Below are 23,391 nucleotides of genomic sequence, written 5' to 3'. Positions count from 1 at the left end.
CCGGCCCGGGCGGCGCCCATTGCCCAGGCACCCCGCCGCGACGGCGGCGTCAGCGAGAGATCCGCGATGCGCTTCACCGACACCCGCGCCCTGGTCACCGGGGCCGATTCCGGCATCGGGCAGGCGACCGCGGAACTGCTCGCCCGCGCGGGCGCCGACGTGGCCATCACCTATCACAGCGACGCGGAGGGCATCCGCGAGACCGCCGCGCGGGTGGAGGCCGCGGGCCGGCGGGCGCTGGTGCTCCAGCTCGACGTCGGCGACCCGGCGGCGGTCACGGCGGCCTTCGACCGCATCGGCAGCGAGTTCGGCACCCTCGACATCCTCGTGGCCAATGCCGGGCAGGCCATGAGCGGGATGCCGGTCGCCGAGATGGACGACGCGGTGCTGGAGCGGATCCTGCGGGTGAACCTCATGGGGCCGCTGTTCTGCGCCCGCCCCTTCATCCGGATGCGCCGGGCCCAGGGCGGCAACGGAAAGATCGTGTTCGTCTCCTCCGTGGCCCAGCACCTGCCCACGCCGGAGAGCGCCCCCTACGGCATGTCGAAGGCCGGGCTCGGCTCCCTCTGCCGGTCCCTGTCGCGCGAACTCGCGGAGGACCGGATCAACGTCAACAGCGTCGCCCCGGGCCTGATCGAGACGCCGATGACCGCCGACCGGTTCGAGAAGCCGGAGGTTCTCGACGAGTCCCTGGAGCGGATCCCGTGGCACCGGGCCGGCCAGCCCGAGGAGATCGCCCGGGCGATCCTCTACCTCGCCTCGGAGGACGCCGCCTACGTCACCGGCCACACCCTGGTGGTCGATGGCGGCCTGACGATGCAGTGGGGCGGCGCCTGAGCGGCGCTCGGAACGACGAAGCGCGGCGCAGGGGTCACCCCCGGCGCCGCGTCGAAGGGTCTGCGATCTGCGGCTCGCGCGTGACCGCGCCTCAGGAACCGAACTGCGAACCCAGGCGCTCGAGGTACTCGGCCAGATCGACGCCCCCGACGCGCTTGCCGTAGTCGAAGCGCATGCCCTGGCGGATGTCGACGCTCGCGTCCCGCGTGGTCAGGGTGAAGGGACGGACGCAGACCCAGGCCCCGTCGCGGCGGTGCTCGAAGTAGCCGAGGATCTCGTGCTTGGCCATAACCTTTCCTCCGGAACCCTGTTCAGGAACATAACGGTCTCACCGGCCACCGGTTCATGCGCCGCGACTGTTTTTCGCGTGCGCGGCCGCACGGATCGAGTGTTCGTGAGCCGGGGTGGCCGGCGGAGCCGGGCCGAGAACTCGCCTTGAGCTTGGCCATTACAGATCGGATGCTCGGGCGCGGCGGGAGGGCGCGTGGCCGGCTCAGTGCCAGCGGTCGAGGATCTCGGCGGTCGTCATCGTCTCGACCTGGTGGCCGTACCGCATCCGGTACATCAGCAGGAGGGCGTCGTGCGCCTCGTCGCAGGAACTGCACAGGCCGTCGGTGGCCAGCACGATCCGGTAGCCGAGATCGACCCCGCCGAGCACGGCGGCCAGCACGCAGACGTCAGTCTCGGCGCCTGTGACGATCAGCGTGTCGACCCCCCGCGCGCGCAGGCGCGCGTCGAGACCCGTCTCGAGCCAGGGCGAGTAGACGGTCTTGTCGACGATCTCGGCGGGCGGAGCCAGTCGGGCGAGGTCCGGGACGAGGTCGATCAGGCCCGGGTCGAGGCGCTCCCGGGTCATGCCGGCCCAGCGCCGCGAGTAGGTCGCCCAGGTCCCGCGGCCCTCGCCCGGCCGGGCGGCCGGGATGAAGCGGGTGAAGAGGGTCCGCTCCGGATGCGCCGCCGCGAGGCGGCAGACATGGGGCAGGACGCGATTCATCCACGGGGTCTGCCAGTCGGTGGGCTCGGCGAACATGCGCTGCATGTCCACGCAGAGGTGGACGCATCCCCTCCCCAGGGCCCCGCCGGCGGTTTCCGGCTCCGGCCGGGGACTGTCCGTCGATGGGCGGCTTCCGATGTCCATGGGCGCGCGATCAGACTGGGTCAGCGTGGCTCGGGTAGCGGGCGAAAGTGGTACGGGAGGCCGTCCCCGCCCGGTCTCGGGGCGGGGACGGCGGGACCTCAGCGGTCGGCCTTGGCGCCGGATACCGTCAGGGAGAGATAGCGCTCGGTGGTCGGGCGGATCAGCTTGCGCACCGCCTCCGCCATGGCCTGCTCCTCCTTGAGGGACTGCTCGAACGCCGTCCGGTGGCCCTGCTTGCCGGCGGCGTCGCCGATGGTGAGCAGCGACTCGTAGGCGGCGATCTCGAAATTCTCGAAGGCGTGGTTGGCGTAGGTGTTCTTCAGGATCTCGTCCTGGGCCGGCGTGTGACCCAGGGCCATCATGTTGCCGACGAAGCCCAGGAAGCCCTCCTTGAGGGTCGAGGGGCTGTCGCCCAGGCTCTGGAGCGCCTCCTCCAGCCGGTGGCGCTGCCCGTGCGTCTCCTCGATGTGGCGGCGCAGGGCCTGCTCCATCTCAGGATAGCGCTCCAGGCGCTCGACCTGCCGCTCCATGATCTGCAGCGCCTGCATCTCCACAGCATGGGTGTTCTTCAGGGCCGTGACGTAGATCTCGCGGGCGTCCATGGTCATGGCGTTCACCTCTCAGCAGTTGCGAGCGCGGGGCTCATTCAACCGGCAAACACGGGTGCCGCACGGCCAAGTTCCGGTCGGAAGGTCGCAGGCGGGGGGCCGCCGCTCCCGGACGGGCCGCACGAGACCGGCCGGCCGGTGCCGGTCGACGAGGCCGGGGCGGCGCGCATCGAGCGGACGATCCGCGACCTCCGGCAGCTGCCCCGCTCAGTGCAGGCCGCCGCTGCGCTCGGCGCGCTGGCGCTCCGCGAGGCGCTTGCCGATCTCGAGGAGCAGCGTCTCGGTCAGCGCCACGAGGGCGGTGTCGCCGACCACCGAGACCGTGTTGTGCAGCGACAGGCAGAGGTCGGCGGTGCGGCTGAGGGCGTCGTCGATCGTGTCCCCGTCGCGCTCCGCGAAAGCCGCGCCGGCCGCCTTGCTGTCCGAGATCTCGACGATCACGCCCCGTCCGGTGGTCGGTCGCCCGTCCTGGTCCAGGTAGAAGTGCCCGCGGGTGAACAGCCACCGCAGCCGCCCTTCCGGCGAGCAGACGCGGTACTCCGCCGTGTAGGAGCCGCCGGTCCGGACGCAGTCCAGAATGACCTGCGAGATGTGGGGCTGATCGTCCGGATGGACGGCCTTCAAGAGCTCCGCGAGGCTGACCCCGACCCGCGACCGGGCCGGGCTGATGTTGAACAGCAGGGCGCTCACCGGATCGGCCCGCGCCTCGTCCCGGAGGATGTCCCACATCCAGAAGCCGACGCCGCCCGAGGCTTCGAGCGCCGCGACGAGCGCCGCCTCGGATACGACGTCGTCCGCGTGGTCCATCCGAGACCTCCCCGATCTCACCGCAACCAGAGGCGACGCTGCGCGACGATTGTGATCCTGCAAAATCCGTTATAGCCTAATACAAATTCCCGTAAAGATCTTGTATTCAAATATATGTGTTGTCTCGCCGTGCCCGGTTCGCCCGACCTAGGCTTCCATCAGAGTTGAGCGGCGGACTCGAAGGGAATTTTCTTCTGCTGGCCGCCGCGACGTGCCGTCCCTCCACTGGCCGACACCTGACTCCGCCGGCGGGGACGGCGCGACGCCCCGCGTCCAAGCCCCGCATGCAGGCCCCGCGTCCTGGCCGAGGGGCCCGGGACGTCCCGGTCCGGGCCGGAGCTTGCGCGCCCTGCGCGTCCGCGTGAGCGCTGGACGCGGTTCGTCAGCGCAGCGAGCGCATCAAATGAGGGCGACCGGCGAGCGGGCCGACGCGATCAAGGACGGGTTGGTTCTGCCGACCTCCACGTCCGCTGCCTGGTGGGCCCCACATCTTGTCGGGACGCGGACGTGGATGCAGAGCCGCGCGCGGGCCGGCCCGTTCCTCCGATCCGCAGGGTCTCCGCGCGGACCCATCCGCCGCCGCGCCGTGAACCCATAGCCCCCTTCGTCCCGGCGGCCTGTGCAGTAATGGCGCAACTTGCGCCATCTTGTGCAGCTATTTATCCAGATGAATGATTGACGAATCCGACTCTATCGGCTCAGATAATGCGCCTGATGGCGTTCGAACCGGCTCTCAGGTGTCGTCTGGCTCGGGTCGGCAAGGTTCGGTCCCATGAGCTACATGTTCAAGGTCCCCTCCGGCGCCGTGGCGGGGGCGATCGCGCAGCAGATCACGTCACAGGGCTACGCGGTTCTCGAGGACTACGTGAGCCCGGAGGACCTGCGCGTGGCGCAGGCTTTCGTCGCGCGGGCGGTCGCCGCGAAGGGCGGTGAGTACGCGGGTTTCACCGGGACGAAGGATCTCGGCGGCACGTTCCTGGCCGCCCTGCCGGACGACCCGACCTTCAACGCCCTGTGCCGCGGCATCTACGAGAGCGCCGTGGGACGGCCCGCGCCGGATGTCGGCTACTACCAGATCCTGCGCTGTCTGGCGGGACATGGCGCCAGGACGCACTCGATGCGCTTCCACTTCGACTCGTACGTGCTCACGGCCCTCGTCCCCGTCACGATGCCGGACCACGGTACTCCGGGGCGCCTGATCATCCACCCGAACACCCGCGCACTGCGTCGGAGCTACCTCCGCAACCTCGTCGACAAGGCGCTGGTCGACAATCCGCTCGCGCAGAAGCTCCTGACCCGCGCCTACGACCGCGGCAGCGACCGCGTGATCCGCCTGTCGCTGAAGCCGGGAAGCCTTTACTTCTTCTGGGGCTACCGCTCGCTGCACACGAACGAGCCCTGCGCGTCCGACGCGATCCGGGCCACGGCCCTGCTGCACTACGTCGATCCGCACGCGGGCAGCCGGCTCAAGCGGGTGCTGCGGCGGCGCTAGTGTCGGCCCTTCCAGGGCACCAGCACGCGCTCCAGGCCCCGCATCCCGAGCTCGAACAGGCCCGCGAACAGGCCGATCAGCAGGATGCCCATCACCACCACGTCGGTGCGCAGGAAATTGGAGGCGTTGAGGACGAGCTGGCCGAGCCCGGCCTGGGCCGCCACCATCTCGGCGGCCACCAGGGTGGTCCAGCCCACGCCCATGCCGATCCGCAGGCCGATCAGGATCTCCGGCAGCGCCGCCGGGAAGACCACGTGGCGCAGGACCTGCCAGCGGCTCGCCCCGAGGGCGCGCGCGGCGTTGATCTGGTCGACCGAGGCGGAGCGCACCCCCGCCCGCGCGGCGAGCGCCACCGGGGCGAGGCAGGCGAGGAAGATCAGCAGCACCTTCGACAGCTCGCCGATCCCGAACCAGATGATCATCAGGGGCAGGTAGGCGAGCGGCGGCAGCGGCCGGTAGAACTCGATCGGCGGGTCGAGGATGCCCCGGGCGATCCGGCTCGTGCCCATGGCGAGCCCGGCCGGGATGCCCACCAGGGCGGCGAGCGCGAAGGCGCCGAGGACGCGCAGGAGACTGTCGCCGATGTGGAGCCCGAGCGGGGCGCCGTCGATCTCCCCGCGCCAGGCCTGACCGAAGGCCGCCAGGACCGCCTCCGGCGGCGGCAGGAACAGCGGCTTCACCCAGCCGGCACGGGTGGCGACCAGCCAGAGGCCGAGGGCTGCCAGCACCGTGGCGGCGCTGACCGTCGGCACCAGGATCCCACCGCGGCGGCGGATTCCGGTGCGCGCCAGCGGGGCCGCCGCCGGAGCCGGGGCCGGGGCCGTGTCCGGGATCACGTCCGGGACCGCGTCCGGGACCGCGTCCGGCGCGGCGCGGGGCAGACCGCTCATCGGACGGCCTCCGGTGCCGCGGCGGCGCCGCTCCGGATGCGCGCGAGCACGCGCTCGCGCACGGCGATGAAGGCGGGGTCCGACTTCACGGCCCGGGCGTCGCGGCCCTCGACGAACGCCCGGGAGAAGGGCAGGTCCAGCGTCTCGACGATGCGGCCGGGCCGCGGGCTCATGATCACCAGCCGGGTGGCGAGGAACACCGCTTCCTCGACGTCGTGGGTGATGAAGAAGGCCATCTTGCCGGTCCGGTGCCAGATCCGGAGGATCAGCTCCTGGATCTGCTCGCGGGTGAAGGCGTCCAGCGCGCCGAGCGGCTCGTCCATCAGCAGGGCGCGCGGGTCTCCGGCGAGCGCCCGGGCGAGGCCGACCCGCTGCTGCATACCGCCCGAGAGCGCGTAGACCTTCCGGTCGGCGCAGTCGGGCAGGCCGACGAGGTCGAGCGTCGCCAGGGCGATCCGCCGCCGCTCCGCCCGGGGCACGCCCCGCATCTTCGGTCCGAAGGCCACGTTCTCGGCGACGTCCAGCCAGGGCATCAGGGCGTGGCGCTGGAACACCACGCCCCGCTCGGCTCCCGGACCCCGGACCGGCGCGCCGTCGAGGAGGATGCGGCCCTCGGTGGGCGCCAGGAATCCCGCGATCGCCGAGAGCAGGGTGGTCTTGCCGCAGCCCGAGGCGCCGAGCGCCACCACGAACTCCCCGGGACCGATGGTCAGGTCGATCCCCGACAGCGCGGCGACCGCGTCGGCGCCCTGCCCGTAGCGGACGCTCAGGTTGCGGATCTCGATCATGGGCCCTCCGGTCCGGGGACAGGCTATTTCCGGGCCGCGTCCACGACCTCCGTCGTGACGAACCGGGCGTAGTCGGGCGCCAGCGCCTGCACGCGCCCCTGCGCCTTCAGGAAGGCGGCGGTCTCGGTGAGGGCCTTGGCGGCGCCGCCGCCGAGCCAGGCCGGGGAGGCCTGCGCCTCCAGGGTCGGGAACCGGTAGGCCGCGAGGCTCGCGGGCACCTCGGCGGGCGCCGAGCCGCTGATCCGGGCCACCGCCGCCACCTCCGGCGCGTCGGCGCCCCAGGGCCTGGCGGCGTAGGCCGCGTCCTGGGCGGCGATCAGCCGGATGAGCGTCACCAGGAAGTCCCGGTTCCGCGCCGCCCAGGCCCGGTCGACCACGAGGCCGTCGAAGGTCGCCTTGCCCCGGCGGGCGAGGTCGCCGGCCGAGACCACCACGGTGCCGGACTTCTTCACCCGGGCGAGCACCGGGTCCCAGATGAAGGTCGCGTCGATGTCGCCCCGCTCCCAGGCGGCGGCGATCTCGGGCGGCCGCATGTTGAGGATCCGGACATCGGCCTGCGTGAGCCCGGCCTCCGCCAGGGCGGCGATCAGCTGGTAATGCGCGGTCGACACGAACGGCACCGCGACCGTCTTGCCGCGCAGGTCGGCCACGCCCGTCACGCCGCTGCCGGCGCGGGCCACGAGCTGCTCGGCGTCGGCGATCTCGTCGAGGATCCAGAACAGCTGGATGTCGAGCCCCTGCGAGGCGGCCGCCGCGATCGGGCTCGACCCCGCCTCGCCGATCTGGACGCTGCCCGAGGCCATGGCGCGGATCACGTCGCCGCCGCCGCCGAACTTGCGCCAGTGGATCGTGTAGCCGGTCGCCTTCTCGATCGCCCCGGAGGCCATCAGGGCGCGGAACGGCACCACCATGTCCTGGTGGGCGAAGGTGACCTCCCGGTCGGCCGCGCGGGCGGTGCCGGGGAACGGCGCGCCGAGAACCAGGGCGGCCAGGGCGGCCAGCGCGACGGCGCGGCGGTGCGGACCGGCAGATGTCATGAGATGTCCCCCATTCGGCCGGCCCGGTGCGGGGGCGACTCGGGCGGCCGGGCGCAGGGTCGACCGAGCTCGGCCACGAAGGCAAGGGCCCGCGCCCTGCCCGGGTCGCGCCCGGGATCCGCCTCGCGCCGCGGCCCCCGCGGCGGTGCGCGGGTCCCGGGCAGCCGCCCGCGGCGGTGCGCGGACCGCGCGCGCCGGAATATCCATCTCCCCGGACGCGCGCGATACCCGGTGCCGTTCTCCGAACCGCCCTCGCCGGAGGCGCCCGCCATCGTCGTCCCGGAGTCGCGGCCCGGCGGGCGCCCGCCGCCGCGGGACCGCCGGCTGGAAGATCGTTCCTCGCCGCCGCGTGCCTGGGAGACGAGAATTTGGGCGTGCAAAACCCGCGGGCCGGCTCCGGCGGCGCCCCCGCTCAGGCCGCGCGCAGCGCGGCGATCTCGTCGATCGTGGCGGCCGCCTGGGCCCGGAGCGCGGCCAGCAGCGCGGTGACGTCCTCGCCCGCGCGGCAGGCCGTCTCGAAGGCCCGGCAGGTCGCGGCCAGATCCAGGAAGCCGATCATGCTGGCCGCCGACACCATGGCGTGCGCGTCCCCCATCAGCCGCGTCCGGTCGCCGTCGGTCGCCGCCGGCCCGAACCGCTCGGCGAGCTCCTTCGCCAGCATCGCCAGGAGGTCGCCCATGCGCGCCTGGCCGACCATCGCGGTCATCTCGTCCAGGGTGGCCCGGTCGATCGTCCCCGCGCGGCGCGGCGGCTCGGCGCGAGGGGCCGCCCACCGGTCGATCGCGGCGAGCAGCGCGTCCGCGCGGAACGGCTTGCCGATATGGTCGTCGAGCCCGGCGGCGCGCAGCTCGGCCACTTGCTGCGGCAGGACGTTCGCCGTCATCGCGAGGATCGGCAGGCGGCCGGCGGCGCCGCCCAGGGCGCGGATCCGCCGGGTCGCCGCGATGCCGTCCATCACGGGCATCTGCACGTCCATCAGGACGACGTCGTAGGACCGCGCCTGGACGGCCGCCACCGCGGCGACCCCGTCGGCCACCACGTCCACCGCGTGCCCGGCGCGCTCCAGGATCATCCGGGCGAGGTCCTGGTTGAGCGGCACGTCCTCGGCCAGGAGCAGGCGGCGGCCGGTCGCGCGGGCGATCGCCGAGGCCGGCGCGGTCGCGCGGGCCGGCGGGACGGCGGCGGGCAGGTCGGCCTCGAACCAGAAGGTCGAGCCGTGCCCGACCGTGCTCGCGACGCCGATCGTCCCGCCCATCAGCGTGACGAGGGATTTCGAGATGGCGAGCCCCAGCCCGGTGCCGCCGTACTCGCGGCTGATCGAGCCGTCGACCTGCGAGAAGCGCCGGAACAGGCGGTCGCACTTGTCGGTCGGGATCCCGATGCCGGTGTCGCGGACCGCGAAGCGCAGCCGCGTCCCGCCGATCGCGTCCGGGCTGACCCGGACCGACAGGTCGATGCCGCCCGACGCGGTGAACTTCACGGCGTTGTTGAGCAGGTTGAGCAGGATCTGCCGGAGGCGGTCCTCGTCGCCCTCGACCCAGTCGGGCAGGCCCGGGCCTTGGGCGAGCGTGAGGGCGAGCCCCTTGCGCTCCGCGGAGGGGCGCACGATCGACACCGCGTTGTCGATCAGCGCCTCCAGGGCGAAGGGCCGGGGCACGATCTCGATCTGCCCGGCCTCGACCTTCGAGAAGTCGAGGACGTCGTTGACCACGGTCAGGAGCGCGGCCCCGGCGGTGCGGATGCGGTCGGCGTTCCGGCGCGCCGACGGTCCGAGATCCGTCCCGTCGAGGAGCAGGTCGGCGTAGCCGATCACCCCGTTGAGCGGCGTGCGGATCTCGTGGCTCATGGCGGCGAGGAACTCGCTCTTGGCCGCGCTCGCCCGCTCCGCCTCCAGGCGCGCGGCGTCGGCCGCCGCCTTGGCGGCGAGGAGCGCCGCCTCGGCGGCCTTGCGGGCGGTGACGTCGATGTTGAGGCCGATCATCCGCCGCGCCTGCCCGGGCGCGCCGCGCCCGACGCCGTTGATCCAGCGCACCCCGCCGTCCGCGGTGGGGACCCGGAACTCGATCGAGAAGGTCTGCCCGGCGGCCGCGGCCGCGGCCGCGATCCGCAGCGCCCGCTCGCCGTCGGTGCGGTCGATCAGGGCGAGCCAGTCCCGGGTGTCGAGGGCGTGGTTCCGGTCGGTCTCGATGCCGTGGAGCCGCGCGCTCTCGGGGGACCACTCGATCCGGCCGCTGTCGAGGTCGAGGTGCCACGTCCCGGCATGGGCGGCCTGCTGGGCGAGGTGCAGCAGGCTGCTGGCATCCTCCACGGCGCGCCGGGCGGTGACGATCTCGTCGATGTCGAGGGCGGTGCCGAGCATGCCCACCATGCTCTCGCCCTGCCAGATCGGCAGGAGCACGATCTTGTGCCAGCGGTAGGCGCCGTCGTGCCGCTGCAGGCGGCCCTCGACCTCGTAGGGCGCGCGGCGGGCGGGCGCCTCCGACCACAGCCGCTCCATCCGCTCCGTGTCGTCGGGATGCGTCCGGGCGATCCGGGCGGCGCGCGTCGGGCCGATCGGGCCGTAGTAATCCTCGAAGCGCCGGTTGACGTAGGAGGCGTCGCCGGTCTCCGTGCTGGCGATCCAGACGAGCTGCGGCAGCGCGTCGGCCAGGGCGCGGTAGCGGGCCTCGCTCAACCGCAGGGCGTCCTCCGCGGCCTTGCGGGCGCTCACGTCGCGCAGGGTCGCCACGTAGCCGTCCGGGGCGCCGGTCGCCCGATCGTGAGTCAGGCTGAACGAGATCTCCACCCAGACCCAGTGCCCGTCCCGGTGCCGGTAGCGCTGGGAGGTCAGGGCGCGGGACGCGCGGCCGCCGGTGAGGTCGTCGAGGACGCGGCGGTACGCGCCGACCTCGTCGGGATGGACGAAGTCGAGGGGATGGGTGCCGATCAGCTCCTGCGGGTCGTAGCCCAGGACGGCGCGCACCGCCGGCGAGACGTAGCGGCGGCGGGCGGTCAGGTCGGACCAGATGATGATGTCGGTGGCGTTCTCGGCCAGCAGCCGGTAGCGGCGCTCGCTCTCCTCCAGGTCCCGCTCGGCGATCCGGTTCTGGGTCACGTCGCCGAAGGTCAGGACCGTGCCGCCGTCCGGCAGGGCCGCGCACCGGACCTCCAGGATCGGGCCGCCGGGCAGGCGCCAGTCGAACAGCGGCGGCAGCCCGGCGCGCGCGCCCGTTCCGAGACCCGGATCGGACCCGGCCGCCGCGCAGTCGCCGCGGGCCCGCTGGTAGGCGCGGATGTCCGGGAGGGCGACGCCCGCCCGCAGGACGTCGTCCGGCAGGTCGAGCAGGTCCGCGGCGCTCCGGTTGAACGCGCGCACCCGCTGGTCGGCGTCGAGGACGACGAGGCCCTGGTCCAAGCTGTCCAGCGTGCCGCGCAGGATCATGTCGGTCTCGCGCGCCCGCCGCTCCGACCGGACGAGGTCGGTCACGTCGAGGATGAGGCCGTGCAAGGCGACGAGCGCGCCCTCGGGCCCGAACTCGGGCAGCCCCTGGATGATCGCGTCCAGCACGGTCCCGTCCGGGCGGACGATGCGGGCCCGCGCCTGGTAGGGGATTGCCGGCCGGCTTCCTCCCAGGATCCCCTCGAGCCGCGCGACCAGGGCGGCGCGGTCGTCCGGATGATAGCACGCGACGTGCTCGGCGAGCGGCAGGTCGCACGCGCCGGGCGTCCCGAGCAGCCGCGCGAGACTCGCCGATCGGGTCACCCGGCGGGTCCGCGGATCGAGACGCCACTGCCCGAAGCCGGGGCCCCCGTCCCAGGGTGCAGGCTCGCCCGCGGCCCGGTGCGGAGCGGGATCCGGCGGCGCGGCCGGGCGGGTCGCGTCAATCTGCATCGGCCCCAGGGTTCCCCACCACCGGCGCGGACCGCGCCCGGGCGCGCCCTCGGCACGCATCGGGGCGAACCTGCTCGCGCGACGGTTGCTGATTCCTTGCCGGCACCGTGCGGCATTCGGCACCTGTCCGGCCGGCGATCACGATCGCTTGAGGGGCCGGCGCGCGGCGTCCCCGGCCGGGTGCGGGGACGGGTGCGGGGACGGGTGCGGCCCTACCGCACCAGCCGCTCCACGATCGCCCGCACCTGCGCCCGATCCGCCGGCTGCGGGTCGACCGAGCGGTGGATCGTCAGGCCCTCGATCATGGCGTCGAGGGCCTTGGCGGTCTCCGGCGCGAAGTGCCGTTCCAGGGCGGCCCGGCTCTTGGCCATCCAGTCCTGCATGACCCGGCGCAGCGGCGGGTTCCGGGCCGCGAAGGCGTAGAGTTCGTAGCTCAGCAGCATCGTGCGCGGGCTCGCCCAGAGGTCGCTCACGATCAGGTCGACCACGGCCTCGCAGGCCTCGTCGACGGTCGCGGCCGCAGCGAGCCGGTCGGCGAACCGCGCCGAGACCGTGTCGGCGAGCCCGGTGAACGCCTCCGTCAGCAGCGCGTCGAGGCTGTCGAAATGGTAGGTCATGGAGCCCAGCGGCACGTCGGCCGCCGCCGCGACCCGGCGGTGGGTCGTGCCGGCGACGCCGTGCTCGGCGACGACGTCGAGGGTCGCCCGGATGATGCGCGCCCGGCGATCCGGGTCGAAACGGCGCTGGGCGGCGGGCAAGGGGACCTCCTCGGATCCGGTTCAGGGCAGCCGGGCCGTGACGCGCGCGGCCTTGATATGTACATCTGTACGCATAGCTAGGGTCCGACGCGGCCGGAGGGAGGTCCCCACCATGAACACAGAGATCGTGAAGACCCAGAAGCAGAGGATGCTGGCGGGCGAGCTGTACTGTGCCGACGACCCGGAACTGGCCGCCGACAACCGGCGCATCTCGGAATGGATGGACCGGTATAACGCCGCGCAGTCGCGGAGCCAGCCCGAGCGGCAGGCGCTCCTGGAGGAGGCCTTCGCGCGGGTCGGCCCGGGCTGCAACATCCGGCCGCCGTTCCACTGCGACTACGGCTACAACATCAGCCTGGGCCGCGGCGTGTTCCTGAACTTCGGGTGCAGCATCCTCGACGTGATGTCGGTCACGATCGGCGACCTGACGCAGATCGGCACGGCCGTGCAGATCCTGACCCCCGATCATCCGCGCGACCCGGCCCAGCGCCGGCAGATGCTGGAATTCGCCCGCCCGGTGGTGATCGGCGCCAATGTCTGGATCGGCAGCGGCGCGATCATCCTCCCCGGGGTCACGATCGGCGACGACGCGATCGTCGGGGCGGGCAGCGTGGTGACGCGCGACGTTCCGGCCGGCGCCACCGTGGTGGGGAACCCGGCCCGGCCGCGGCCGTGAGGGGGGTGAGGGCTCGCGGGGCACGCGCTCCGTGCGGAAGCGGTCCGGCCGCGTGGGCCCTCCGTCGAGCGTGCCGGAGTTCCCGTCCGGGCCGGAACTCCCGTCCGGGCCGGAACTCCTGTCCGGGCCGGACCTGCCGGGGACGCCGACGACCGGTCGCGGCCGATTCACGCGGCCGCGCGGCCAAGCTGAGCGGCCCCGCGGCGTCGCTGCCGCGGGCCGGGTGGGGCCGATGCCGGGATCGAGGCACCGGGATATCGAGGCACCGGAATCGAACGGCCGGCGCGGCCCGTCCCCTGGCCTGCCGCGCCCGCGTTCGGGCGCGACGTGGCGGCTGGATCAGTCCTTGCGGATCGGGGCCGCCGGAGCGCCTGTCTCGCCGAAGCCGAAATCGGCCAGCCGGTAGGAGAGCTGCGCGAAGCCGCCGTAGCGACCGGTCTCGAACTTCATCGGGCTGGGCGGCGAGAACAGGAAGGCCGTCGTGTGCGCCTTGTCGGCCTGGAGCTGCCAGTAGCGGCCGCCGACGCCGACGCTGACGGACGGCGTCAGGTCGTACGAGATGATCCCCTCCAGGAAGTAGCCGTCGCCGCGGCCGCCTTCCGGCCCCGGATTGATGTCGGGCCGCAGCCAGTGCCGGTCGACGCCGCTCAGGCTCACGACCGGCAAGTAGGCGCCTTCCAGGCTCAGCCGGACCCGGTCGAACCGCGCTTCGCCGATCACCCCGACGCGCAGCGCGTTCCACTGCATGCTCTCGCCCAGCGTCTTCATGCTGGTCGGGTAGGGTCTGGCGCAGGGAGTCCCGCCTGCCACCTGACGGCAGCCGTAGCCGTTATACAGTTCGGACGCGAACTGGTAGCCGAGGAAGCCGCCGAGCTTGTACCCGTCCCGGCGCAGCACGTCGTAGCCGAGATCGATCACGCCGTAGCCGATGTCGCCGTCCTTGATCGGCGACAGCGTCTTCGAATAGCGGCGCAGGGCGGGCGGGAAGTCCTCGTCGGCGAGGCGGCCGCCGGTGACGCCGCCCGAGCCGAGGAAGCCCTTGGCGAACAGGCCGGTGGGGTTGTGCTCGAGCCGTGCGAAGCTCTCGCCGGCATGCGCCTGGGTGTTGTTGTAGGTCAGGCGCGAATTGAGCTGGCCGGGCGCGTCGGGGTCGCCGAGCTTCTCGCGCGGTGTCCCGGAGCTGAAGACGTAGCGCAGGCCGCCCTCGAAATCCCAGGTGGCCGGGCCTGCCGACGCGATCGGGGCCAGGGTGGGAAGCCCGGCTCCGAACCGGTAGTTGAGGCCGACGCGGGCCAGGAAGCCGTCCGTCGCGACCCGCGTGCCGGCGTGGTAGCCGGTCAGCACGGGGTACGACGGAGCCGGGAGGATCGCCCGGGAGCCGAGATCGTAGTAGAGACCCTCGACCTTGGCGGAGAGGTGCTCGCTGAAGGCGTGCTCGATGCCGGCGCCGGCCACGTAGCCCATGCGCACCGCGCCCTGGCGCCCGTCGAACAGCGGGAAGCCGGCCAACGACAGGTTGTTGTCGGTCCGGACCGTGCCCGCGGCGAGGCCGCCCGTGGCGTAGACGAGGGTGCGATCGACGGCGAAGCCGATCCTGCCGCGCAGGGTGGCGAGTTCGTCCAGCCTCTGGCCGGAATGGGCGACGCTGCGGCGATAGAAGCCGCCGCCCGCGGCCGGAAAGGCGCCCTCGCGGCGATCGTAGCCCCACAGCCGGGTGAATTGGTAATCCGCGGCGGCGCCGGCGACGAAGCCGGAATTCACCTGCCAATCGTAGCCGACCTCGGCGCCGCCGACGAAGCTCCCGTCCGAGGCCCGCTTCGATGGAATGACCGGGCAGTTCCGGGCTCCGGGCTGCCCGTCCGGACCTGTGCAGACGAACTGCGTGGCCCGATCGAGGGTCCCGTAACCGGCGAACAGGCCGGCATGCGCTCCGGTCCAGGAGAAGATCGGCACGGCCGTCGCCGCCGGCGGAAGGGCCCGCCGCGGGAGGTCCGCCGCCATCGCGGTCTGCGACAGCAGGAACAGGAGAAGTCCAGAACTCGAGATGCGGTACATGTAGTGTCCCCCGCCGCGCGTCGTCGAAGGCATGAGCGTCAAGGTCTCTTCGCCGGTAAGGCTTCGGATGCCGAAGCGGAGCTTCTGCTGATCTCGCGCGGTTCGCATGATGCGTTCTTATGATTAGGTCATGATGTCTCGATTCTGAAGCGTGGATTTTCGAGATACTTCCTCAAATTTGACTGACTATGCAATCGTTGATGCGAGAATGATATTTTATTGACTTCGTGTATTTTACAGACTTAGTATCTTGATAGTGTATTCGAGTCATTGTCAGCGGAGATGTTGCTCTGATCTTCGGTCGTGCCGCGGCTTGGTTCCGTTCGCTTTTGCGGCCGGGTGATGCGTTCGTGCATCACCTGTGCCCTGCCCGGTCCAACCCAGGGCGGCCACGGGGCCCGGCCGCCGGCCCGACGCGATGCCCGTCGCGATACCGCTCCGGCGCGTTCCTGGCGGGGCGGCCCGGTCCGGGGAACCATCCGGGCGGCCCGAGCCTTCCTGGGCGGGATTGCGGGCGGATCCGGCCGCGAGTCCCCTGGAAACGCCCGCCCGTCTTCCCGGGCGGCGAGAGAGGAAACCTCACGTGCGTTCAATGATCATTGCCGCTGCCCTGCTGGCGGCTCTCGGTTCCGCCGTCGCGATCCCGGCCTCCGCCGCGCCGATCGGCCCCGGCACGGGCGTGTCGGCGCCCGCCGGCATGGTCTCGACGGTCCAGATGGATCCCGTCGAGCGCCACATGATGCGCCGTCGCATGGAGCGCCGGATGATGCGCCACCGGATGGAGCGCCACATGATGCATCGGGAGATGCGCCGCGAGATGCGCCACCGCGAGATGCGTCGCGAGATGATGCGCCGCATGTGACGCGCATCCGCGCCGGGGCTGCGTCCGCCCCGGCGCGGGCCGGGGCAGAGCCGCGAGGCGGGCTTCCCGCGTCGCGGAGGCTGGGCTCGGGCTGGCCGGGGGTGCCACGTCCGAGGCGATCGAACCATCCGCGCCCCGACGCGTTTCTGGCCACCGACAAGGGAGGATTGGTACGATGAAGGCGATTCTGGCAGCGGCCGCGGTGAGCCTCGGCATTCTGGGCGTGGTCGGCCCGGTCTCCGCGCAGCCGCGCCCCGACTACGACGATTACGGCGGCCGGGGCTACCGCGACCGCGGCGACTACGATTACCGGGACCGCGGCTACCGCGACCGGGACGATTACCGCGGCCGCGCCAATTACGGGTTCGACGAGCGCGAGTACCTGCGCTGCAACCCGGATGTCCGCCGCGCCGTGGCCAACGGCCAGATGGAATCGGGTGCCGCCCACTACAAAGTGTTCGGGCGTCGCGAAGGCCGGCGGCTGAGCTGCTGACCCGATCGGCCGGCTTCCGGCCGGGCGCGCCTATCGCGGGCGTGCCCGGTCGCGCAGCAGGTTGATGATGAGGGCCGTCCAGCCGGTCTGGTGCGCGGCGCCGAGGCCCCGCCCCGTATCCCCGTCGAAGAACTCGTGGAACAGCAGCGGCTCCTCGGCACCCGGCGCCGGGGCGATCGGCGGCCGGGTCCCGAAGGCAGGCCGGCGCCCGGTCCCGTCCTTGGCGAACAGTGCGATCAGGCGGTCCTCGAGGGCGTCCGCGACGGCGCTGAGCGTCAGCATCGCGCCCGAGCCCGTCGGGTACTCCACTAGGAAGTCGTCGCCGTAATAGGTGTGGAAGCGCCGCAGCGCCTCGACGATGAGGAAGTTCATCGGCATCCAGACCGGGCCGCGCCAGTTCGAGTTGCCGCCGAACATGTTCGAGGTGGAATCGGCCGGGTCGTAGCGGACCGTGAAGGAGGCGCCGAGCTCGTTGAGCACGTAGGGCGCGTCGCGGTGCACCTTCGACAGGGAGCGCACGCCGTAGGGCGAGAGGAACTCGGCCTCGTCGAGCATGCGGCGCAGCAGCGCCTTCATCCGGTGGCCGCGCAGCAGCGACAGCAGCTTGCGGTCCTTCACGCCCCCCTCGGTCCAGCGGGAGACCAGGCGGGCGAGGTGGGGCCGGTTCTCCAGCACCCAGTTCAGGCGCCGGGCGAAATCCGGCAGCCGGTGGAGCACGGAGGGCTCGATCACCTCGACGGCGAAGAGCGGGACCAGCCCGACCATGGAGCGGACCCGCAAGGGGAGCATCCCGCCGCCGGGGATGTCGACCTCGTCGTAGTAGAATTCGTCGATTTCGTCCCACAGGCCGTAGCCCTGCCCGTCTCCGCCCGACCCGCCCATGTCGGTCATGGCCTCGGCGATCAGCAGGAAGTGCTCGAAGAACTTGGAGGCGGTGCTCTCGTAGACGTCGTTGTGGAGGGCGAGCTCCAGGGCGATGCGCATCATGGTCAGCGCGTACATCGCCATCCAGGCGGTGCCGTCGGCCTGGTGCACCACCCCGAAGCCCGGGGGCGGGCGCGAGCGGTCGAACACGCCGACATTGTCGAGCCCCAGGAAGCCCCCCTGGAACACGTTGCGGCCCTGCGCGTCCTTGCGGTTCACCCACCAAGAGAAGTTGATCAGGAGCTTGTGGAACACGCCTTCCAGGAAGGCGAGGTCGCCGCGCCCGCCCCGCCGGTCCCGGTCGATCTCGAACACCCGGTAGGCTGCCCAGGCGTGGACCGGCGGGTTGGCGTCGCCGAACTCCCACTCGTAGGCCGGGAGCTGGCCGTTCGGGTGCATGTACCATTCGCGGGTGAGCAGCAGGAGCTGCTTCTTGGCGAAGTCCGGGTCCAGCAGGGCGAGCGGCAGGCAGTGGAAGGCGAGGTCCCAGGCGGCGAACCAGGGATATTCCCAGGTGTCGGGCATCGACAGCACGTCGGCCGCCGCGAAGTGGCGCCACTGGCCGTTGCGGCCGCCCGCGCGCCCCCGGGGCGGCGGCGGCTGGAGCGGGTCGCCCTCCAGCCAGCGCCGCACGTCGTAGCTGTAGAGCTGCTTCGACCAGATCAGGCCGGCGGCGGCCTGGCGGAAGATCGCGCGGGAATCCGCGCTCGCGATGCCGTCCTGCAATTCCTCGTAGAACGCGTCCGCCTCGGCCACCCGGCGGCGGACCAGGGACCCGTCGTCGACGGCCCGGGCGCGCGGGCCCGCCGAAAGCCGCAGGCGGATCCGGGCGGTCTCCCCGGGCGCCAGCCGCAGCGCGTAGTGCAGGCCGAGCTTGGTGCCCGCGTCCCGGCGCACCGAAGCGGGATCGCCGTCGACGATCGCCGCGTGGAGACCGTCCTTGAACGGCCCCGCGGCGTCCGGCTGCCCGCCGTGCAGCCGCAGGTTGGTGTCGTTCTCGCAGAACAGCAGGTCCGGCGTACCGTCGAAGGCGAGCCGGTACGGCCCGAGCCGCTCGTGGGTGCAGACGGCGCCCCCGTCGGGCGCGCGGGCGATCCGCGGGCGCGCCTGCCCGGCCTCCCACGACCACGTGTTGCGGAACCAGAGCTGCGGGACGAGGTGGAGGTCGGCGGGCTCGGGCCCCCGGTTCAGCGCGGTGATCACCGCGTGGACGTCGTCGGCGTCGGCCTTGGCGTACTCCACGGTGACGTCGAAGAACCGGTCCCCGTCGAAGACGCCCGTCTCCTCGATCTCGTACTCGGGCTGCTCCCGCCCGCGCCGACCGTTCTCGTCGACGAGCTCCGCGTAGGGGAAGGCCGCCTGCGGGTAGCGGTACAGCATCTTCAGGTAGGCGTGGCTCGGGACCGCGTCGAGGTAGTGGTAGACCTCCTTCACGTCCTCGCCGTGGTTGCCCTCCTGGTTGGTCAGGCCGAACAGCCGCTCCTTGAGGATGCGGTCGCGCCCGTTCCAGAGGGCGAGGGCCAGGCACAGGTTGCCGCGCTCGTCGCAGATCCCGGCCAGCCCGTCCTCGCCCCAGCGATAGGCGCGCGAGCGGGCGTCCTCGTGCGTCAGGGCGGCCCAGGCGTTGCCGCAGGGGCTGTAATCCTCCCGCACGGTCCCCCATTGCCGCTCGCTGAGGTAGGGGCCCCAGAGCGACCACGCCCGGTCGCCCCGTCCCTGCTCGGCGATCCGGCGGCGCTCGGCCCAGTCCACCGACGCGTCTCGACCCTCGCCCCGATCCCTGTCCCGATCCCCGTCCCGATCCTCGTCCGCGCGCGGCCCCATCAGCCGCGTCCCGGACGCGGGCCCGGTCGGCCGGGGCTGGGGGTGCGGCGGGGACGGGAGGCGGTCATCGGTCACGGCGGTTCGCTGCGGATGCGCCGGCCCGATGCATCATCGGCGCCATCCCGACCCGTCGGGCCTTCGGGCCGCCGCACGGCTCCGTGAGCGCCCGCCGGCCGATCGCGCGCCCGCGCCGGTGACCGTCTCGGCCCACCCCCAAACCTTGACCCCGGTGAAGGTGAGCGACAGGATCGCGCCGGGTGATCTGCGACTCGACGCGCGGGGATCCGCGTTGATCTATCCGAATTCAGCGTTCGTCGGCGATCTGTCCGGCCACATCTTGGGGGAAAGATGACGCGACTATTGATGGCCGGCCTGGCCGGGCTGCTGTTCATGACCGCGGCGCAAGGTCAGGAGGGCGGCGCGCCGGTGAAGATCGGCGTCGCCGCGCCCATGACCGGGCCGAACGCGGCTTTCGGCGCCCAGATCCGGAACGGCGTGAGCCAGGCGGTCGAGGACATCAACAGGGCCGGCACGCTGAAGGGCAGGACGCTGACCGTCACGGTCGGCGACGACGCCTCCGACCCGAAGCAGGGCGTCTCGGTGGCCAACAAGTTCGCCAGCGACGGCGTGAAGATGGTCGTCGGCGACTACAATTCCGGCGTCACGATCCCGGCCTCCGACGTCTATCTCGACGCCGGCATCATCCAGGTCACGCCGGCCTCCACGAGCGTGAAGTTCACCGAGCGCGGCATGTGGAACACGTTCCGCACCTGCAGCCGCGACGACCAGCAGGGCGCGGTGGCGGGCAGCTACCTGGCCGCGCACTTCCCGGGCAGGAAGATCGCCTTCGTCCACGACAAGACGCCCTACGGCAAGGGGCTGGCCGACGAGACGCTGAAGGCGTTCAGGGCCAAGGGCGGCAAGGAGGTGCTGTTCGAGGGCATCAACCCGGGCGAGAAGGACTACTCGGCGCTCGTCTCCAAGATGAAGTCCGCCAACGTCGACGTCGTCTATTTCGGCGGCGTGCACACCGAGGCCGGGCTGATCATCCGGCAGATGCGCGATCAGGGCCTCGCCGCCCGCATGATGAGCGGCGACGCCATCCCCGACAAGGAATTCGTCCAGATCGCCGGCCCGGGCGCGGCCGGGACCCTGATGACCTTCGCGCCGGACGCCCGCAAGAACCCGAACGCCAGGGGCGTGGTGGCGGCGTTCAACGCCCGGGGCATCGATCCCGAGGCCTACACGCTCTACGCCTACGCGGCCGTGCAGGTCCTGGCCAAGGCGATGGCCGAGACCGGCTCCAGCGACGGGAAGACGCTCGCCGACTGGCTGCACCGGGGCAAGCCGGTGGACACGGTGGTCGGCCCGATCGCCTACGACGGGAAGGGCGATCTCACCCGCCCCGACTACGTCATCTACGAGTGGACCAAGGGGCCGGACGGCCGGATCGACTATGCCGGGCACGAGGTGACCCCGTAGGCCGGTCGGGCCCGGAGGCCGCCGCCTTACCTAATTGGATGAGGGCGGCGATCTCAACGTGGCCGCCGCGAAGGCCTTATGCTCCCGCCCGACTGCGCCGCGGTCCGGGAGAGGGAGCCTTCATGTTCGACTTCAGCCAGCTCCGGTGCTTCGCCGCCGTGGCGGAGGAGCTGCATTTCGGGCGTGCGGCCGCCCGGCTGAACATGACGCAGCCGCCGCTGTCGCGGCAGATCCAGGTCCTGGAGCGCGTCCTCGACGTGCAGCTCCTGGAGCGCACCAGCCGCACGGTCCGGCTGACCGCCGCCGGTCGCAGCTTCCTGCCCGAGGCGCAGCGCATCCTGCGGCTCGCCGAGACCGCGACGCACGTCACCCGGCAGGTCGCGGCGGGGCGCGCGGGCGTCCTCAAGTTCGGCTTCACGGCGGCCTCGGCCTACGACTTCCTGCCGCGCCTCGTCACCGCGTTCCGGCGGGCGCTGCCGGACGTGACGCTCGCGCTGCGCGAGATGGTCAGCAAGGACCAGATCGAGGAGCTGCTCGCCGGCCGGATCGACGCCGCGCTGGTGCGCCCGCCCGTGACGCACCCGGACCTGATCGCCGTCCGGGCGCTGGCCGAGCCCCTGGTGGTGGCCCTGCCGGCCGGGAACCCCCTGGCCCTGCGCGACGGGCTCACCCCCGCCGATCTCGGGCGCGAGCCGCTCATCGGCTACGCGCCCAACGAGGCGCGCTACTTCCACGACCTCGTCCTGGGCCTGCTCGCCGAGGCCGAGATCCGGCCCCCGACGGTCCAGCAGCTCACGCAGATCCACTCGATCCTGGCCCTCGTCCGGGCGGCGCTCGGCATCGCCCTGGTGCCGGCCGCCGCCGAGCGCCTGCGCTTCGAGGGCGTGGTGTTCCGCCCCCTCGTCCTGCCGGCGCCGCGCCCGGTGGAACTGCTCCTCGCGTGGCGGCGCGACGCGGACGACCCCCTCATCGCCCAGCTGGTCTCGATCGTGGCCGAGATGCCGCCCGCGTGAGCCCGCACGGTCGATCGATGCGCGATCCGCATCGATCGATCCAGTGTTTGGCTTTGACCTCGCGGCGGAAGGCTGCGCGTGATGGGGCGGACGGCGCGCAGACGCCGCGACGCCCCCAGGGAGGATCGTGATGGACAGCCTCACCAACCGCTTCAAGGCGGCCCTCGCCGAGGGGCGCCAGCAGATCGGCCTGTGGTGCAGCCTCGCCAGTCCCATCTCCACCGAGGTGGTCGCCGGGGCCGGGTTCGACTGGCTGCTCCTCGACATGGAGCACTCGGCCAACGACCTCCGGGACATCTACGCCCAGCTCCAGGCGATGATGGAGGGCGACACGCACCCGATGGTGCGGGTGCCGAGCGACGACCCGATCACCATCAAGCGGATCCTCGACGCCGGCGCCCAGTCGCTGATGATCCCCAACATCGACGACGCCGCGCAGGCCGCCCGGGTGGTCGCGGCGACGCGCTACGCGCCCCGCGGCATCCGCGGCTTCTCGCAGGCGCCCCGCGCCGCCCGGTTCGGCCGGATCAAGGACTACCACACCCGCTGCGAGGCCGAGATCTTCGTGGCGGTGCAGGTCGAGTCCCGCCGCGCCCTCGACAATCTGGACGCGATCGCCGCCGTGGAGGGCGTGGACGGCGTGTTCATCGGGCCCGGCGACCTCTCCACCAGCCTCGGCTATGTCGGCCAGCAGGGCCACCCGGAGGTGGTCGCCACCATCGAGGCGGCGGTCGCCCGGGTCGTCCGGGCCGGCAAGCAGGCCGGCATCCTCACGCCGAGCGAGGAGCTGGCCCGCCGCTACATCGCGGCCGGCACCCGCTTCACAGCGGTGGGCTCCGACATGGGGCTCCTCGCCCGCAGCTCCGAGGCGCTCGCCGCCCGCTTCCGCGCCTGAGCTCCGCAACGGGATCGTACCCATGAACATCGGATTCATCGGCCTCGGCATCATGGGCACGCCCATGGCCGGACACCTGATCGCGGCGGGCCACAGCCTGTTCCTCAAGACCCGGCGCAGCGTGCCCGAGGCCCTGCTCGCGGCGGGCGGCACCGCCTGCGCCACCGCCGCCGAGGTGGCCGAGCGCGCAGACACGATCATCCTGATGCTGCCCGACACCCCGGACGTGGAGCAGGTCCTGTTCGAGACGGATGGGGTCGCCGAGGGGCTGTCGCCCGGCAAGACCGTGATCGACATGAGCTCGATCGCGCCGCTCGCCACCAAGGATTTCGCCGCCCGGATCGCCGAGCGGGGCGGCGCCTATCTCGACGCGCCGGTCTCGGGCGGCGAGGTCGGGGCCAAGAACGCCGCGCTCTCGATCATGGTCGGCGGCGAGGCCGGGACCTTCGCGCGCGCCGAGCCCCTGTTCGCCGCGATGGGCAAGACGGTGACGCATGTCGGCCCGGTCGGCTCGGGGCAGGTCGCCAAGGTCGCCAACCAGATCATCGTCGCCCTGACCATCGAGGCGGTGGCCGAGGGGCTGCTCTTCGCCTCGAAGGCCGGCGCCGATCCCGCCAAGGTGCGGCAGGCGATAACCGGCGGGCTGGCCACCTCGCGGATCCTGGAGCTGCACGGCGCGCGGATGATCGAGCGGACCTTCGATCCCGGCTTCCGCATCGGCCTGCACCAGAAGGACCTGAACCTCGCCCTGGACAACGCCCGGACGCTCGGCCTCAGCCTGCCCGCCACGGCGCTGGCGCAGCAGCTGTTCTCGGCCTGCGTGGCCCAGGGCGGCGCGGCCTGGGACCACTCCGCCATGGTGAAGGCCCTGGAGGCCCTGGCGAACCACGCGGTCGGCGACGCCGCCTGATCCCGACAGGAGCCCGGACGGGCGCGAGACG

At 72.3% G+C, this 23,391-nt stretch carries 20 protein-coding genes; 9 read left to right on the top strand and 11 right to left on the bottom strand.

The annotated features are described in order from the left end of the window. Nucleotides 1–66: 66 nt before the first annotated feature. Nucleotides 67–837 carry a glucose 1-dehydrogenase gene (locus tag H288_RS0114035; protein WP_020093212.1) on the top strand — a complete coding sequence of 257 codons (771 nt, stop codon included), beginning with the start codon at nucleotides 67–69 and terminating at the stop codon, nucleotides 835–837. A gap of 91 nt (nucleotides 838–928) precedes the next feature. Here H288_RS0114035 and H288_RS0114030 read toward each other — a convergent pair whose 3' ends face one another. The 4 genes from H288_RS0114030 to H288_RS0114015 form a co-directional block, all read right to left on the bottom strand. Continuing rightward, complete coding sequence (locus H288_RS0114030; protein WP_012318739.1) at nucleotides 929–1,126, bottom strand: hypothetical protein; 198 nt, start codon at nucleotides 1,124–1,126, stop codon at nucleotides 929–931. 204 nt (nucleotides 1,127–1,330) lie between these two features. After that, entirely contained in the window at nucleotides 1,331–1,975 is a 645-nt protein-coding gene (locus tag H288_RS0114025; protein ID WP_081636479.1) for an isochorismatase family cysteine hydrolase, read from the bottom strand. A gap of 98 nt (nucleotides 1,976–2,073) precedes the next feature. Beyond that, complete coding sequence (locus tag H288_RS0114020; RefSeq protein WP_020093210.1) at nucleotides 2,074–2,583, bottom strand: ferritin-like domain-containing protein; 510 nt, start codon at nucleotides 2,581–2,583, stop codon at nucleotides 2,074–2,076. 207 nt (nucleotides 2,584–2,790) lie between these two features. Beyond that, entirely contained in the window at nucleotides 2,791–3,390 is a 600-nt protein-coding gene (locus H288_RS0114015) for a PAS domain-containing protein (protein WP_020093209.1), read from the bottom strand. Nucleotides 3,391–4,162: 772 nt separating this feature from the next. Between H288_RS0114015 and H288_RS0114010 the strand changes: the two genes are divergently transcribed. Continuing rightward, nucleotides 4,163–4,882, top strand: coding sequence for a hypothetical protein (locus H288_RS0114010; RefSeq protein WP_020093208.1), 720 nt, complete (start codon nucleotides 4,163–4,165; stop codon nucleotides 4,880–4,882). Here H288_RS0114010 and H288_RS0114005 read toward each other — a convergent pair. From H288_RS0114005 to H288_RS0113985, 5 genes are all read right to left on the bottom strand, one after another. After that, a complete protein-coding gene (locus H288_RS0114005) occupies nucleotides 4,879–5,772 on the bottom strand; it encodes an ABC transporter permease subunit (RefSeq protein WP_020093207.1) in 894 nt (297 codons plus the stop codon). The genes H288_RS0114010 and H288_RS0114005 overlap by 4 nt on opposite strands. Continuing rightward, a complete protein-coding gene (locus H288_RS0114000) occupies nucleotides 5,769–6,560 on the bottom strand; it encodes an ATP-binding cassette domain-containing protein (protein WP_020093206.1) in 792 nt (263 codons plus the stop codon). The genes H288_RS0114005 and H288_RS0114000 overlap by 4 nt, the downstream gene beginning before the upstream one ends. Nucleotides 6,561–6,583: 23 nt before the next feature. Next, nucleotides 6,584–7,597 (bottom strand): taurine ABC transporter substrate-binding protein, encoded by a 1,014-nt coding sequence (gene tauA, locus H288_RS0113995; RefSeq protein ID WP_020093205.1) that lies wholly within the window; start codon nucleotides 7,595–7,597, stop codon nucleotides 6,584–6,586. A gap of 412 nt (nucleotides 7,598–8,009) precedes the next feature. After that, nucleotides 8,010–11,468, bottom strand: a complete 3,459-nt coding sequence (locus H288_RS0113990) for a PAS domain S-box protein (RefSeq protein WP_020093204.1) — start codon at nucleotides 11,466–11,468, stop codon at nucleotides 8,010–8,012. Nucleotides 11,469–11,680: 212 nt separating this feature from the next. Then, nucleotides 11,681–12,226 (bottom strand): TetR family transcriptional regulator C-terminal domain-containing protein, encoded by a 546-nt coding sequence (locus H288_RS0113985; RefSeq protein ID WP_020093203.1) that lies wholly within the window; start codon nucleotides 12,224–12,226, stop codon nucleotides 11,681–11,683. Nucleotides 12,227–12,338: 112 nt separating this feature from the next. On the opposite strand from H288_RS0113985, the gene H288_RS0113980 reads away from it, so the two are divergent. Then, on the top strand, nucleotides 12,339–12,902 hold the full coding sequence (locus H288_RS0113980) for a sugar O-acetyltransferase (protein ID WP_020093202.1): 564 nt from the start codon (nucleotides 12,339–12,341) through the stop codon (nucleotides 12,900–12,902). A gap of 339 nt (nucleotides 12,903–13,241) precedes the next feature. On the opposite strand, the gene H288_RS0113975 is transcribed toward H288_RS0113980, so the two are convergent. Then, a complete protein-coding gene (locus H288_RS0113975) occupies nucleotides 13,242–14,990 on the bottom strand; it encodes an outer membrane beta-barrel protein (protein ID WP_234080748.1) in 1,749 nt (582 codons plus the stop codon). A gap of 559 nt (nucleotides 14,991–15,549) precedes the next feature. On the opposite strand from H288_RS0113975, the gene H288_RS0113970 reads away from it, so the two are divergent. Next, on the top strand, nucleotides 15,550–15,819 hold the full coding sequence (locus tag H288_RS0113970; RefSeq protein ID WP_020093200.1) for a hypothetical protein: 270 nt from the start codon (nucleotides 15,550–15,552) through the stop codon (nucleotides 15,817–15,819). A 175-nt stretch (nucleotides 15,820–15,994) separates the two neighbouring features. Next, nucleotides 15,995–16,312, top strand: coding sequence for a hypothetical protein (locus H288_RS0113965; RefSeq protein WP_020093199.1), 318 nt, complete (start codon nucleotides 15,995–15,997; stop codon nucleotides 16,310–16,312). A gap of 30 nt (nucleotides 16,313–16,342) precedes the next feature. Here the strand turns inward: H288_RS0113965 and H288_RS0113960 are convergent, their stop codons facing one another. Continuing rightward, nucleotides 16,343–19,060, bottom strand: coding sequence for a glucosidase (locus H288_RS0113960; RefSeq protein ID WP_234080747.1), 2,718 nt, complete (start codon nucleotides 19,058–19,060; stop codon nucleotides 16,343–16,345). A gap of 348 nt (nucleotides 19,061–19,408) precedes the next feature. On the opposite strand from H288_RS0113960, the gene H288_RS0113955 reads away from it, so the two are divergent. The 4 genes from H288_RS0113955 (at nucleotide 19,409) to H288_RS0113940 (ending at nucleotide 23,360) form a co-directional block, all read left to right on the top strand. After that, entirely contained in the window at nucleotides 19,409–20,542 is a 1,134-nt protein-coding gene (locus H288_RS0113955) for a branched-chain amino acid ABC transporter substrate-binding protein (RefSeq protein ID WP_026604934.1), read from the top strand. 122 nt (nucleotides 20,543–20,664) lie between these two features. Further along, a complete protein-coding gene (locus H288_RS0113950; RefSeq protein ID WP_020093196.1) occupies nucleotides 20,665–21,555 on the top strand; it encodes a LysR family transcriptional regulator in 891 nt (296 codons plus the stop codon). Between the two features lie 130 nt (nucleotides 21,556–21,685). Further along, a complete protein-coding gene (locus tag H288_RS0113945) occupies nucleotides 21,686–22,450 on the top strand; it encodes an HpcH/HpaI aldolase/citrate lyase family protein (RefSeq protein ID WP_020093195.1) in 765 nt (254 codons plus the stop codon). A 22-nt stretch (nucleotides 22,451–22,472) separates the two neighbouring features. Then, entirely contained in the window at nucleotides 22,473–23,360 is an 888-nt protein-coding gene (locus tag H288_RS0113940; RefSeq protein WP_020093194.1) for a 2-hydroxy-3-oxopropionate reductase, read from the top strand. The last annotated feature ends 31 nt before the right edge of the window (nucleotides 23,361–23,391 follow it).

Origin of the sequence: Methylobacterium sp. 285MFTsu5.1 (assembly GCF_000383455.1) — a bacterium.
Classification (GTDB): Bacteria; Pseudomonadota; Alphaproteobacteria; order Rhizobiales; family Beijerinckiaceae; genus Methylobacterium.
This window is presented reverse-complemented; position numbering and strand designations above follow the sequence as displayed.